15 protein-coding genes and 1 pseudogene are annotated in these 14,302 nt (G+C 44.0%); 4 read left to right on the forward strand and 12 right to left on the reverse strand.

Translation table 11 applies throughout. The features are described 5' to 3' along the window. Positions 1–167 (reverse strand): annotated as a pseudogene (locus tag R7Q41_RS22655) (acetyl-CoA C-acyltransferase); the annotation flags it as partial. 720 nt (positions 168–887) lie between these two features. Between R7Q41_RS22655 and R7Q41_RS22660 the strand changes: the two are divergent. The 4 genes from R7Q41_RS22660 (at position 888) to R7Q41_RS22675 (ending at position 5,388) form a co-directional block, all read left to right on the forward strand. Then, positions 888–1,463 (forward strand): sigma-70 family RNA polymerase sigma factor, encoded by a 576-nt coding sequence (locus R7Q41_RS22660; RefSeq protein WP_033907378.1) that lies wholly within the window; start codon positions 888–890, stop codon positions 1,461–1,463. After that, complete coding sequence (locus tag R7Q41_RS22665; protein WP_025767180.1) at positions 1,456–2,187, forward strand: DUF3379 domain-containing protein; 732 nt, start codon at positions 1,456–1,458, stop codon at positions 2,185–2,187. Before R7Q41_RS22660 ends, R7Q41_RS22665 begins: the two co-directional genes overlap by 8 nt. A 297-nt stretch (positions 2,188–2,484) precedes the next feature. Then, on the forward strand, positions 2,485–3,762 hold the full coding sequence (locus tag R7Q41_RS22670; protein WP_149192451.1) for an outer membrane protein transport protein: 1,278 nt from the start codon (positions 2,485–2,487) through the stop codon (positions 3,760–3,762). Between the two features lie 309 nt (positions 3,763–4,071). Further along, entirely contained in the window at positions 4,072–5,388 is a 1,317-nt protein-coding gene (locus R7Q41_RS22675; RefSeq protein ID WP_054576273.1) for an outer membrane protein transport protein, read from the forward strand. A 74-nt stretch (positions 5,389–5,462) separates the two neighbouring features. Here R7Q41_RS22675 and R7Q41_RS22680 read toward each other — a convergent pair whose 3' ends face one another. The 11 genes from R7Q41_RS22680 to R7Q41_RS22730 form a co-directional block, all read right to left on the reverse strand. Beyond that, a complete protein-coding gene (locus R7Q41_RS22680) occupies positions 5,463–6,236 on the reverse strand; it encodes a VacJ family lipoprotein (protein WP_005380523.1) in 774 nt (257 codons plus the stop codon). Between the two features lie 216 nt (positions 6,237–6,452). Then, a complete protein-coding gene (gene ccmI / locus R7Q41_RS22685) occupies positions 6,453–7,667 on the reverse strand; it encodes a c-type cytochrome biogenesis protein CcmI (protein WP_005384453.1) in 1,215 nt (404 codons plus the stop codon). Beyond that, on the reverse strand, positions 7,667–8,152 hold the full coding sequence (locus R7Q41_RS22690; protein WP_005380519.1) for a cytochrome c-type biogenesis protein: 486 nt from the start codon (positions 8,150–8,152) through the stop codon (positions 7,667–7,669). The genes ccmI and R7Q41_RS22690 overlap by 1 nt, the downstream gene beginning before the upstream one ends. Beyond that, positions 8,149–8,703, reverse strand: coding sequence for a DsbE family thiol:disulfide interchange protein (locus tag R7Q41_RS22695; RefSeq protein ID WP_005380518.1), 555 nt, complete (start codon positions 8,701–8,703; stop codon positions 8,149–8,151). The genes R7Q41_RS22690 and R7Q41_RS22695 overlap by 4 nt, the downstream gene beginning before the upstream one ends. Position 8,704: 1 nt before the next feature. Next, positions 8,705–10,681 (reverse strand): heme lyase CcmF/NrfE family subunit, encoded by a 1,977-nt coding sequence (locus R7Q41_RS22700; RefSeq protein WP_017635943.1) that lies wholly within the window; start codon positions 10,679–10,681, stop codon positions 8,705–8,707. Continuing rightward, positions 10,678–11,163, reverse strand: coding sequence for a cytochrome c maturation protein CcmE (ccmE, locus tag R7Q41_RS22705; protein WP_005380516.1), 486 nt, complete (start codon positions 11,161–11,163; stop codon positions 10,678–10,680). Before ccmE ends, R7Q41_RS22700 begins: the two co-directional genes overlap by 4 nt. Beyond that, positions 11,160–11,366 (reverse strand): heme exporter protein CcmD, encoded by a 207-nt coding sequence (ccmD, locus tag R7Q41_RS22710; protein WP_005380515.1) that lies wholly within the window; start codon positions 11,364–11,366, stop codon positions 11,160–11,162. Before ccmD ends, ccmE begins: the two co-directional genes overlap by 4 nt. Before the next feature lie 11 nt (positions 11,367–11,377). Then, positions 11,378–12,121, reverse strand: coding sequence for a heme ABC transporter permease (locus tag R7Q41_RS22715; protein ID WP_005380513.1), 744 nt, complete (start codon positions 12,119–12,121; stop codon positions 11,378–11,380). A 109-nt stretch (positions 12,122–12,230) separates the two neighbouring features. After that, positions 12,231–12,899, reverse strand: coding sequence for a heme exporter protein CcmB (gene ccmB, locus R7Q41_RS22720; protein ID WP_213968040.1), 669 nt, complete (start codon positions 12,897–12,899; stop codon positions 12,231–12,233). Position 12,900: 1 nt separating this feature from the next. After that, positions 12,901–13,518, reverse strand: a complete 618-nt coding sequence (gene ccmA / locus R7Q41_RS22725; protein ID WP_005380511.1) for a cytochrome c biogenesis heme-transporting ATPase CcmA — start codon at positions 13,516–13,518, stop codon at positions 12,901–12,903. Positions 13,519–13,807: 289 nt separating this feature from the next. Next, entirely contained in the window at positions 13,808–14,302 is a 495-nt protein-coding gene (locus tag R7Q41_RS22730; protein WP_025998721.1) for a DUF2802 domain-containing protein, read from the reverse strand.

Genomic DNA, 14,302 nt, shown 5'->3' on the forward strand with positions numbered 1-14,302 from the left:
TTCGGATCAATATCTGTTCGAGCAAGCATTTCGCTTACTACCATTTTCCCTAAATCGACCGCTGGCACTTGGCTAAATTCCGTGCTTTGACGAGCAAAGGGAGTTCGAAGCCCCGCGACAATAGCGACACGCTCACCATTGCGTGTTTTTACTTCCTGCTTGCCCATTGTTTCTCCTTAAATACAAGAGGTCTGACCTGATGCATTGTAATGAATTTGTTAAATTTATCAAACGTGCGTTTAAATAAACGTGAAGCAAGTAGTTCAATTACTCTACTTCTTTGATTCTTATGCGATTACTAATGGTTAACTATAGAGAGTTAAAACGGTAAGAGGTATACGGAAAGTAAAATCGAAGCAAAAAAAAACCACACATAACTGTGTGGTCGGAATATCTATAAAACAATTAACTTACGCCAATTGAAAAGTAATCAGTTTCCTGATTAGGAGAAAGTAAAGTCAGCCTTCAAAAGGAAGTGTCATCTTGCTCAACATGTTAGTCGCAATGACTAACGAGATGACAAGGTGTACTATAACCCCTTCACAGCTTGATATTTTGAAATAGATCAATTTTATAGTGATTTTACGAGTTTTAAGCTCACCTAGAGCGATTATTGATTCAAAACAATTCAAGAATCCACCATCAGAAGTCCCTTTTAATGCTCCATCGAGTGAACTTATCCAAGCCATTGATTACTAATGATGATATTGTTAACAATATATATCAATTCGTGTTCGATGATATCTGACATTTGCGTATACACTTTTAGGTAACCACATGGCTTATTGTGTCAAAGGGGTTGCATGACAAATCCTGCAACCAAAACCGCTAGGCGATGAAGCAAGTAACGTCATGCTCAGAACAAATAAGAAACTCACAGAGCGAGGATGGAGGCTCCTGTGGCCATATTAAAAATGTTTGGAAAGAAAAATTCCAACAGTCCGGTCAACTCTGATATGGACAAGCAAAGAAAATACGAAGCGCTCGTCCGAGGGTATCATCGTGACTTGTACCGCTACGCATATTGGTTGTGCAAAGATAAAGCGGTCGCGGAAGATCTAGTTCAGGAAACCTGTCTTAGAGCTTGGAAGTCACTCGATAGCCTCCAGGACGAAAAAGCTGCCAAGTCTTGGCTCATCACAATATTGAGACGAGAAAATGCGCGCCGCTTCGAACGTAAACAATTTGATTTAGTTGATATCGATGATTACGGCAATGATGCTAAAGTCAGCGATGAACCACATCATCAGCAAGAATGGCTGCAGGCACAGATCATGAAGCTCGATGTTGAATACCGTGAGCCTTTATTTCTCCAAGTTGTTGGTGGTTTCAGTGGAGAAGAAATTGGTGACATTCTTGATTTAAATAAAAACACAGTGATGACTCGACTATTTCGCGCTCGTAATCAACTTAAAGAGATGTTGGATTCTCAAGATACCAAGAGAGGACAAAAGAATGGATGATTTAGAATTTCGTCGTCGTATTTTGTCGGATCCAAAACAAAAGGATGAAGAGATTCTGCAAGCTTTAGCTGGTAGCGACGCCAACAATAAGTTTGTTGATGACGTTTTGGATCTCGATGTAAAAATTAAACAAGCCATGAATGTGGATGTACCCGAAGATCTCGCAGATAAGATTTTATTTAGCCAGACGTCGAGTGCACTTGATGAAGAGAAGGTCGTAAGACCAAACTTTGTCCGCAAAGCAATGGCACTTGCCGCTTCTATTGCGTTCACCGCAGGGTTATTAGTTGGCCAAGTAAACTGGGGAAATGTTTTGGTGTCTCCAGCACAAGCCAGTTTAGCGGATACCGCGATGAAACACGTTATTCATGAAGAACCGTTTGTTCGTCATCTTGATGAGGATGTACCGAGCTCGCAAATTAATGCGAAAATGTCGCCATTTCATTACCAGTTTAGTGAAAACTTTCCATATCACGTTTACTACCTAAACCACTGCGGTTTTGGTGAATCCAATGCGGTGCATATGGTGTTCCAAGGTCCAAAAGGTAAAGTAACGTTATTTATTACTGGTATTCCAAGCGAACAAAGTACCGACTTTAATAAGGATGGCATGACCGGAATCGTTCAGCCCGTCGGGAGTTCAAGCCTGATTTTAGTCGGGGAAGAAGGTGAAAATATTGATGCGCTCGCTACGACTCTTGCATCAATGATTAAGCCGATGTAACAACTTCGACGATTTCCAGCCTTCAAAAGGTTAAATGCCGCTAAATGATCTTATTTAGCGGCATTTTTGTATAAATAGAACGCAAAACATTCACCATCGCTATACCATTTAGAGCTTAAACTCTAAATTATGCATTTTAAGTGCAATTTCCCGTCTTTTAGACATCATTTCTGCAATTTTTATTCAATTTTATCCAATGGTCGGATTTGTCCAAGCAATTATTGATACTACTATCTGCGCCACTGAGCAAAAGCTCAATTTATCGTCCAAAGAGACGAATCTAATAAGGAAAAACAAATGACTCAGAACACGCGTCTGTTTAAAAAAACTCTCCTAGCAGTAACGGTAGCTTTTGCCTCAGGTCAATCGATGGCAGCGGGTTTCCAAATCAACGCTCAATCAGCAACTGGCATCGGCCGTGCATTTGCTGGTGATGCAGTAATCGCAGATAATGCAGCAGTAATGGCTCGTAACCCAGCAGCAATGGCTCTGTTTGATAAAATGGAACTTTCGCTAGGTTTCGAAAGCATTACTTCAATGATTGAAGTGAAAGATGCGAAATATTGTGGTTCAACGTGCCAAGTAGCACCAACACTGTTCAAGCCTGTCGACTCAAACTATGACGACGCTGGCGATACTTCTATTGCACCGAACATTCATCTAATCGTTCCTGTAAATGACAAGTTTGCATGGGGCGTAAACGCATACTCTAATTTCGGTACTAAAACAGAATTCGACAATAGCTTTGCGGCAAAAGAATATGGCGGCTTAACTGATGTTAAGAGCGTAAACTTTGGCCTTGCAGGTTCTTACCGTCTCAATGAACAATGGAGCTTTGGTGCTGGTTTAGATTTAATCTACGGCCAAGGTACAATGAAGCGTGAACATGCTGCAATAGGCACACTCGTCGATGTAGACGAAGCTGATGGTTGGGCTGTAGGTTTCAATGTTGGTACTGTGTACGAGCTAGATGAAAACAATCGATTTGGTCTTGCATACCGTCATAGTCCAGAAATGGAAGCAAAAGACGATAAAGGTCAAAAAATCACACTACCTTTACCAGATATGGCCGAGTTCTCCGGCTTCCACAAAATTCAAGACACTAAGTTTGCTGTACACTACAGCATCCAATACATTGGCTGGGAAACTTTCGATCAAATTGAATTCTCTAACTTAAAAGGCTCTCCTCTTGGCTCATCGTACGATAAACAGTACCAGTGGCAAGATGGTTGGCACTACTCGATTGGTGGTACATATTACCTAAGTAATAACTGGACACTTCGTGCTGGTTACATGTACGACACGAGCGCCCAAGCTGACTTAACGTCTGTTTCCGTTCCTGACTCAGATCGCCAATGGTTCTCTACCGGCTTTACTTATCACATTGATAGTAAATCAAATGTCGACTTTGGCTTTACGTACCTAATGGGTAAAGATGTTGAGGTAAATGAATCAACACCTAACCCAATGTACAACCCAAGTGACGCTCAAAGCCCTCAAAATATCTCGAGCTTGTCAGCAACAACACGCGCTGATGCTATTCTATTCGGCTTACAATACAGCCGTAGCTTCTAAACGCTTCGCTGTTAGTTAGTAGAAAAATACTTTATATAAAAGGCTGGATTTCCAGCCTTTTTTCATATCTGCGATTTATTGCCCACTCAATTTGAGTGAACACGTGTATCTAAATCTCACAATTAGGACGCACAGCTGTTCGCTGAATTCCGTTTACAAGCCTTTCACAGTTAGATAATTAAACCACCCAATCAACACTTGAAAGCATAATATTCCAAATGACTACTTATACTGGATTTTCATTTCTAAAGTAAAAACTCTACCTTTAAACTTTCGTCCCACGTTATAAATAAATCAGCGAACATTCGAATGAAAACCAACAAGACTCTTCTATCAACAGCAGTGGCATTAAGCCTACTTGGCGCAACGGGCATGGCTAACGCAGCAGGTTTCCAACTTGCTGAATATTCTGCAACAGGCCTAGGTCGAGCATATGCTGGTGAAGCTGCAATGGCTGACAACGCAAGTGCACAATGGCGTAACCCAGCAATGCTAACTTATTTGGAAGGCACTCAAGTGTCCGTTGGTGCAATCTATGTGAACCCAAATATTGATATTGAAGGTGATGTAAACTTCCACGGTAGCACTTCTTCTGCATCTTCAGATGACTTCGCACATGATGCAATCATTCCAAACTTCTACCTATCACACCAATATAATGAGAAATTCGCGATTGGTTTGGCATTTGGCACCAACTACGGCATGGAAACCGATTTAGGTAAAGGCTTTGGTGCCTCGCACTTCGGTAACGAAGCAAGCGTAACGACAATGGAAGCGAACTTGAACGCAGCTTACAAAGTCAATGAATCAATCAGCGTTGGTGGTGGTATCCGTTACATCATCGGCGAAGGCAGCTTTGGCGCAGCAGCTCCTAAGAATAACGTTGTAGGGTTAAATCCTGAAACTAATCAACCAATCAGTGTTCCTCAAGGTACCGCTCTAAAATACATGGAAGGTGACGATACCGCTTGGGGCTGGCAAGTTGGTACAGCATGGCAGATCAATGAAAATAACCGTATCGGCTTCGCGTACAAATCTGAAGTTGAACTAAAGCTTGAAGGCCATGCTGAAGGTCTTGGTTTTGGCTTCGGTACTTCTGAACGCGACAACGGCTACATGTATCTAAACCTGCCTGCAACGGCTGAGTTAGCAAGCTTCCACCAAGTAACAGACCAACTTGCGTTACACGCAAGCGTTAACTGGACGGATTGGAGCTCTTTCGAGAAATTGGAAGCACGTCTAAATACTGCTGGCACGCATATGGTTAAAGTAGAAAACTGGGAAGACAACTATCGCTTTGCTGTTGGTGCTACTTACCAGCTTGATCCTAAGCTAGCGCTACGCACTGGTATTGCATACGATACTTCAGCGGTAAGCGACAAAAACCGCACGATTACTATTCCAGAAACTGACCGTACTTGGCTAAGTATTGGCGCAACGTACGATTGGACGAAAGACTTCAGCCTAGACGCTGGCTTCACCTATATTTTTGCGAAAGACGCACCAATCGTTGAGTCTCGTGGTTACAAGTCAGACGACACTGCAGAACAAGTCGGCGGCCAATTTGTAGGCGAAACTACGGGTAATGTTTGGCTAATCGGTGTTCAAGCAAACTACCGTTTCTAACCAAGCTGCAAAATACAAAAAAGGCTTAGCATCAGCTAAGCCTTTTTTCATTTCTCGATTATGAAGAACAACGCTTAAAAGTCTTCTAGATATTCATCTAAATACTCTTCTTCTTCGATGTTAACTTCTTCTACCGTTTCAACTTCTGCTTTAAAGTTTTGACGCTGGATATAAACATCGCGAGTTAGAATATATGGATCCGGCGACGAGTCTAGCTGCGCTTCTTGCGGTACTAATAAAGCACGCTTCTCCATTCCTTCAAACGCCCACTTACCCAAACTCGCCCAGAAGTTGAGATAAGAGAGGGGTAAATACGTACTATCTACGGTATCTGTCACTTCACGTAAGGTATACGGACCATAACCTGGAACCATGAAGTAAGGACCATTTCCAACACCATAGTGGCCTACTGCATCACTGAACGCTTTCTCGTCGTACTTCGTAATACCCGCGGCACTTGCAATATCGAATAAACCGAAAATACCGAACGTCGAGTTAATCCAAAAACGGTTAAAGTGGTCCACGGCTTTCGTACCATTACCCATGATTAAGTTATTAACCATGCTTGCTGGCTCATCTAAGTTCGATAAGAAGTTAGCGATACCAGAACGAATAGGAACTGGCGTGTATTCTACATACGCAAGTGATACAGGACGAACCAAATACGGATCTAAATATTCGTAGTTGAGTTCCCACATGGTTCGGTTAAAGCCTTCCAACGGGTCATACACATCAGAAGTCGTTTGATTTGTTTCTTGTCCTGTTACTGCTTCATCAGGCGCACTTGAACAGCCAACCAGTCCAACGGCTAACAGCAACAAGAAGGTAGATTTACCCTTGTTATACATTTTATTTTCCATAACGACTATTAATGTACCTAAGTCACCCCGATTAACCATTGTACGTATGTTGAGCAGGATACATAGTAAAGATGACTCAGATATGGGAATAAATAAAGGCCAGCAATCGCTGGCCTTCGGTATTCTACTCGATCGTTTAGAGTCATACCACTAAAGGCAACTGACTCTACCTCGTTGTCATGTTTCAGAGACAGATGTTAACAATTAATACTGCTGATCAATGGTCACTTCTACTGGTGCGCCAAATTCAACGACGTCACTTTCTCCGTGCCAATCTTGATCACGCGTTGCTACGTTACCGTCAGAATCTACACGCACACGGACGATTAGCTTATCGAGTGAAGATAACTTTTGCCCTTGCATCATGGCATTGCCATCATCTAATACGACTGTGCGAGGGAAAGTACCTAGCGGATAACGAGCAGCAGCCACAGGCATCGGGGAGCCATCTGAACGATGTACTGACACAATCAGAACTGCGTTTGGATCCAACTGAGCATTTGGTGCCACATTAATTGTCACTGCTACACTCTTATCCGGTGAAACCGCTTCGCCCATTTGCTTACGAGCACTCTCAATACTGCGTGACAACATCTCGTAGCGACTATCTTCTGGACCAATCATTTGCTGCATGATTCCCCAGTACTTGATGGCTGCCGGGAAGTCTTGACGCTCAAACGCATCGAACGCTAACAAAGAAAACACACGCAGATCGACATAGTCTTGCTGCATCAGCTTGCCGAGTAATGAGCGAGCCGTCGCTTGATCCATTTCCTCTTGAGACAGCATCAGAGCTTGTGCATAACCCAACATCACATCAGGATCTTTTGGCTCTAGGCGGTACGATTTTTCCATCGCATCGATAGCTGTGGTGACATCACGATTTGCTAACGCAATACGACCTAGCAGTAACCAACCTGTCGAGTCTTCCGGCTGGTAATGTAAGCGAGTTCGAAGGGCAAGGGTCAAATCCGCCATTTCATCGTCACTCAGCGGCTCAGAAGAAGCCGACATCAGCTTTTTCGATAACTCAGGTAGATTTGCAGACACTTCTTGCCATTGAACAATATCGTCTGACGCGCCAAATTTATAATACAAACCATAGCTCAGCACCACCGTCAGAATTACCGATGGAACTAAAACCGCGATTGGAGAAACCTTAGTTTCTTTTTGCGCTTTATCACCAGGGATATCGTCAAGCAGTGATTGCTTTAGATCAGAAATCAGTTCGTCTTCACTTTCAACTAGACCTTCGTCAGTTTCTTCTGCAAGCTCAGATAGTCGGTCTTTATAAAATGCCTTGTTAAGCTCATCGCGTAACACATCATCATTGTTCGCTTTTTGTTTAAGCAGCGGCAAAGCCACCAGCGCACAAGCAATAAGCGTGAGAACAACGGTGGAAATCCAAAATAGTGTCATTACTTCTTATCTCCGTTGTTCTCTTCTTCAAGCAATGCTTTTAAACGAGCTTCTTTTTGCTCATCCCATTGCTCGTCACTGCTCGCTTTTGCCTTAACTTTAGATTTACGGCTACGCAGCACAATCAAACCAAAACCACCCAGTACTACAGCGAGTGGCCCTAGCCACAAAATCGCAGTCGCGACCGTAAATGGTGGGTTGTAAGTCACGAAGTTACCGTAACGGGCGATCATGTAATCAACAATCTCATCTTTGGACTTCCCTTCTTTGGTCATTTCGTACACCTTATGGCGTAAGTCCTGAGCAAGTTCAGCGTTAGAATCCGAGATCGTGTTGTTCTGACATTTAGGGCAACGGAGCGTATGGCTTAACTCTTTGAACTGCTGTTCTTGTTCCAAATTATCAAACTCGTACACTTCAATGGCCGCATGAGCAGCAAGAGATAATGTCATCGCAGCAAAAACGGCAAGAATTAGCTTTCTCATTGCTTCGCCTCCTCAACCAATTTGTTGTAAAGCGGCTCCAGTGTTTCTGACCAATTACGTGGGTTTACATCCCCTACATGGCGATAGCGAATCACACCATTTGCATCAATAATGAATGTTTCTGGAGCACCATAAACGCCAAGGTCAAGGCCAAGCATACCACTGCCATCAAATAGGCTGATCAAGTACGGGTTGCCGAGATCATTCAGCCAACCTATTGCTTTATTACGATCATCTTTGTAATTCATACCGATGATCTTAACGCCCTTACCCGCCAATTCGTTTAGGTATTTATGCTCTGCATAACACGTTGGGCACCACGTTGCCCAAACGTTCAAGAGCAACGGTTCACCTTTAAAAATTGATTGGTCGTACTGTTTTCCAGGCTCAGCCAGGTCTTCTAAATGAAACTCAGGAACTGGCTTGCCAACCAAAACCGACTCCAATTTAGTTGGATCATCGCCCTCTTGGTTACGCATTAATTGGGTTGCGAAAATGCCCGCTAGAATCATGAAAGCGACAAGCGGAATAAATAAGATTTTCTTATTCATGTTATGCCTCCTGCTCTTTTGACTTCGCATTTTTCTTCGGCGATTTACGGAAGCGGTAGCGTTTATCAGAAATCGCTAGTGCGCCGCCTAATGCCATAATCAAAGAGCCAGCCCAAATCCAACGAACGAACGGTTTATAGTAAATACGAACAGCCCAAGATCGGTTGTCGTCTAAACGTTCACCCATTGCAATGTATAAGTCGCGGCTAATACCACGGTCAATGGCTGCTTCAGTCATCATAGACTTAGCCGTACGGTAGAAGCGCTTCTCTGCGTGAAGCGTATTCACGTATTTGCCATCGTGTGTGATCTCAAAGTCTGCGATGTAGCCATCGTAGTTTGGACCATCTTTATCACGCAAGCCTGAGAAGTAGAAATCATAGCCTTGAATTTGGAAGTGTTCGCCAGGTGCTAAACGTACATCACGCTCGATGCTGTAGTTCTGTACCATCGCAATACCGATAACAGATACCGCCAGACCAACATGACCCAACATCATTGCCCAGTGGCTACGTTGCAGCTTGCGAACACCTTCACTAAAGCTATGACGGTGCGTTGCGCGCTCGTACAGTTCAAAGCCATGCATCGCAATAATCCAAATCGCCATCACCCAACCAATGTAAGCCATGGTTGAGAAGAAATCGGCAAACAGGTACACGCATAGCGCGGCCAAGGCGAAAGCAAGCACACCTGAAACGAGCATTGGTTTCACAAGTTTAGATAAATTGTCTCGCTTCCAACGAATAAGAGGGCCAATACCAAGCAGGAAAGCAAATGGCATCATTAACCACGCAAATAGCATGTCAAAGAATGGCGCACCGATAGAGACCGACCCCAAACCAAGCTGCTTGTGTACGAGCGGCAACAGTGTCCCCACTAACACCACAACAAGAGCGGCGATAAGTAATACGTTGTTGGCTAAGAGCGCATTTTCACGTGAGACTAAGTCGAAGTTACCTCGTACACGCACTGCTGCCCCTTTTACGGCAAACAGCAATAAAGAGCCACCGATAACGAAAACGAGGAAGCCTAGAATAAACATACCGCGCGACGGGTCAGACGCGAACGCGTGTACCGATACTAAAATACCGGAACGGACTAAGAAGGTGCCCAACAAACTCAACGAAAATGCAGAGATTGCCAATAGTACCGTCCACGCTTTAAATGTGCCGCGCTTTTCTGTCACGGCAAGAGAGTGCATTAATGCGGTACCCGCTAACCAAGGCATGAATGATGCGTTTTCTACTGGGTCCCAGAACCACCAGCCACCCCAGCCAAGTTCGTAGTAAGCCCACCAAGAACCTAGTGCGATACCAAGTGTTAAGAATACCCATGCTGCGGTTGTCCAAGGACGAGACCAACGAGCCCAAGCAGTATCAAGGCGTCCGGTCATTAGGGATGCGATCGCAAAAGAGAATGCAACCGAGAAACCAACATAGCCCATGTAAAGCATTGGCGGGTGAACAATCAAACCAGGGTCTTGAAGCAGAGGGTTCAAGTCACGTCCGTCAACCGGGAAGAACGGTAACGTACGTAGGAATGGGTTCGACGTTAGGATGATAAACAGTAGGAAACCCACTGAGATCATGCCCATAACAGCAAGTACACGTGCAACCGACTCTTGCGGCATACCACGACTAAACGTCGCTACAGCGACAGTCCAAGCAGCTTGGATTAAAACCCATAGCAACAGTGAACCTTCGTGTGCACCCCATACTGCGGTTAAACGGTAGTACCAAGGAAGCTGACTATTCGAGTTGCTCGCTACATACTGTAACGTGAAGTCGTTGGTATAAAATCCCCAACATAAAATGGCGAAAGAGAACAACAGCATCAGGAACATAGACCAAGATAGCGGTCGCGCTGTGTTCATTAGCATGGTGTTATTATTCGATGCTCCCCACAATGGCAATACGCTCAACAGCACTGCCATTGCAAGCGAAAGAATGAGAGCAAAGTGACCGATTTCAGCAATCATTGGCCGCTTCCTTGTTTCTGTTCGGTGCTGTATTGAAGCGGTTCATGCGTTTTCTTCATCGCTTCTGCAATTTCTGGTGGCATGTATTCTTCATCGTGCTTCGCTAGGACCTCAAATGCCTCAACTGTCGTGGCATCTTTCAGTACACCTTGAGCAACAATACCCTGCCCTTCACGGAACAAGTCAGGAAGAATACCGTCATAGGTAATCGTCACTTTCGGACCGACATCGTGCAGGTCAAAACTCACTTTCAAAGAATTAGGATCTCGACGAACTGAGCCCACAACCACCATTCCACCGATACGCAGACGCTGGCCTACTTCTGGCTTGGTGCCATCTGGCTTACCATTAACCAATTCCGTTGGAGTGTAGAAAAGGTCCATATTTTGATTAAGCGCATAAAGTATCAAACCAATGGTGGCACTAATACCGATAAAGATCGCTAGTACAATACCTAGCCTCTTTTTACGTCTCGGGTTCATAAGGTGTTCTCCATGTTCTTCGCTGCGTCGATACGAGCTTGACGGTCAATTTTTGCTTTCACTTCTTTCAATAATGCATCACCGCGGCGAAGGCTAGTGATCAGAAGAATCAGCATGGATAAGAAAGTAATACCAAACGCACTCCATACGTATGATGCGTAGCCACCCATGGCAAAAAAGTCGCTCAGAGATTCAAAATGCATAATCAGTTACCTCACTGAGTTTGTTCTGTTGCGAGTTTGCGCACCCAAGGGCGGTGACTTTCTTTACTGATGATTTCGTTACGAAAACGGACCATCGTCACGGCACCAAAGAAGAACGCAAAGCCAAAGATGTTCAGCAATAACGGCCAAAGCATGTCGGATGAAATAGAAGGTTGTTCAAATTTCGTGATCGTCGCACCTTGATGAAGCGTGTTCCACCATTCCACGGAAAAGTGAATGATAGGTAGGTTTACTACGCCTACGATCGCTAAGATACCAGCGGCTTTTGCAGCGGTTTTTTGATCGTCAAACGCATGGTAAAGCGCAATCACACCAAGGTAGAGAAATAGAAGAATCAATTCAGATGTAAGACGGGCATCCCATACCCACCAAGTGCCCCACATAGGCTTGCCCCAAACAGCACCTGTAAGTAGAGCAATAAAAGTAAATACTGCACCAATCGGAGCCATCGCAAGTGCCGCCATATCAGATAGGCGAACTTGCCATACTAGGCCAATAAATGCAGCGATCGCCATCGACATATAAACGCCCATAGACCAAATAGCTGATGGGACATGAATGTAGATGATTCGGAAACTGTCACCTTGTTGGTAATCTGAAGGCGCAAATGCAAGCCCCCAAACCGTACCAACCGATAAGCATACGAGGGCCAATACAGAAAACCAAGGCAGAAACTTACCACTCAAACGATAAGCTGCTTCTGGCTTGGCATAAGGATGTAGCCATTTCCACATGTTTTGTTCTCACTCTTACTTCAGGGACACTGTCTAAAGGGTTGAGACCGTAGCAGTGCTTTAATAATAATTCTTTGATCAAGCGCCGCTTCATTGGCACTTTATTGAGTTAGTTGACACTAACTCGTAATGCGGCACTGATGGCAAAAGGCGTTAATGTCATCGCCCCAATTAGCATCGCACCTAAAATCGCTAGTTGACCGTTATACGCCATACCGAGTGCGGCAGCATCAATTGCCGATGTTGCGAAAATCAAAATTGGGATGTAGAGCGGAAGAATAAGCAAACTCAAAAGAACGCCACCCTTTTGCAACCCAACAGTCAACGCCACACCAATGGCGCCAATAAAACTTAGTGTTGGTGTACCGATCATCAAGGTTAATACAACCGATAGCCAAGTATTGAAGTCGAGCGAAAGTAAAACCGCCAATAATGGGCTAATTAAAATCAGAGGTAACCCTGTTAACAACCAATGTGCTATGACCTTTGAAACCACTACAAGTTGCAATGGAATCGGCATTAGCATCATTTGTTCTAGTGCACCGTCTTGAAAATCATCACGAAATAGACGCTCTAATGATAATAAGGCGGACAGCAATGCGGCAACCCAAACGATGCCCGCTGCAATACGTGCTAACAAATTAGGTTCTGGTCCAATACTCAGAGGAAAGAGAGTAATGACAATAATAAAGAACCACAACGGGTTCAGAATGTCTGCCTGACGGCGAAATGCGATTAGGAGCTCACGACGAATGATGGTGGTCATCGAGGAAATCATATCAGTCACCCAGCTTTATTTTTCTAAGTTTCGGGCTGTCCGCAAACATATCTTGATGCGTCGTCAACACAACAATACCGCCATTATCAGCATGACTTGCGAACAAAGATTCAAGCACCTTGACACCTTGCTTATCAATGGCAGTCAACGGCTCATCTAAGATCCATAAAATTTGCTTACTGAGCCATAACCTTGCCAATGCGACTCGTCGTTGCTGACCTGCGGAAAGTTGTGCTACAGGCACATCTTCTCTACCAGCTAATCCTACTTGAGTCAAAGCGATAAAGATTTCTTCGTCTGAAGAGCGATTATTTTGAATAGATTGATAAAAACGTAAGTTTTCTAATGCGGTAAGCTCTCGTTTCACTCCTGTTTGATGTCCTAAGAAAAGCAGATCTTGATGGAAAACATCACGAGATTTTTCAACCTCTTCGCCTTTCCATTTAATGACACCTTCTTCTCTATCACCTAACCCTGTCACAATCCGTAGCAATGTAGTTTTACCAGTACCATTACGCCCTTCGATCTGGACCAATTCACCAGGCTTAATTTCAAACTGCAGGTTTTCAAACAGAACCCTTTCATCACGGATTGCTGTCAGGTTAGACACTTCTAACATAGAGCTTCAACTAAAAAATGAACGAGCCGCTATATTAGCACAGCTTAGTTATGACAAAACAGGATAAGAGGGCTAGGTTACATGTAAGTTCATGTATTTTTGTTAATTAATCATCACACTTTAATAAAATTAACTATAAGTAGTTATAAGCGCTCATTTTGAATTTGAGAGGCCAGAACTAAGAGCAAGATCGACTGAAGGTTATCTAGGGTTGTATTTAAGAAGAGCATTAGCAGCTAAAAACAAAAAAGAGGCGTAATAACGCCTCTTTTTTATCGCTTGATAACCTTTAGCGTCGACGACGTCCACGCGCTGGATATTCTGCGTCATCTGATGGCTGACCACTTAATGGTGGAATCTTCTCTTTCCCTGCCAGTTTCTTCTGCAGTGAAAGCATCAACTCTGCTTCGGCTTTTGGTAGTTCGCACTCTTCAATCAGCTCGTTGATATCAGCGCCAAGCTGTACCATTTTAGAAGCGCGACTGTACAAGCGACCATCAGTATCAGCGTGTTCGAGTTCGCGAATTCTCTCGTTTAAGTGCTGAATAATGTCTTGTTGCTCCGTCACTTTTTGTCCAAGACCAACGACAACCGAGCGCACTTCGAGTAACTGCTTACTCAACTTTTGCACTTCTTTATCTGCGTGTCGAGATTGAGCTCGTTGTTGGTCTAACTGCTTTTGTAACCCCGAGCGAATCCGCAGTTGCAAAACAACCAATACTAACACGATAAAAGCGACGCCACCCGCAAGGAATGGAGCAGATAAAAGAGTCTCTTCAGCCAT

The organism is Vibrio sp. 2096 (assembly GCF_033339595.1).
Taxonomy (GTDB): Bacteria; Pseudomonadota; Gammaproteobacteria; order Enterobacterales; family Vibrionaceae; genus Vibrio; species Vibrio alginolyticus.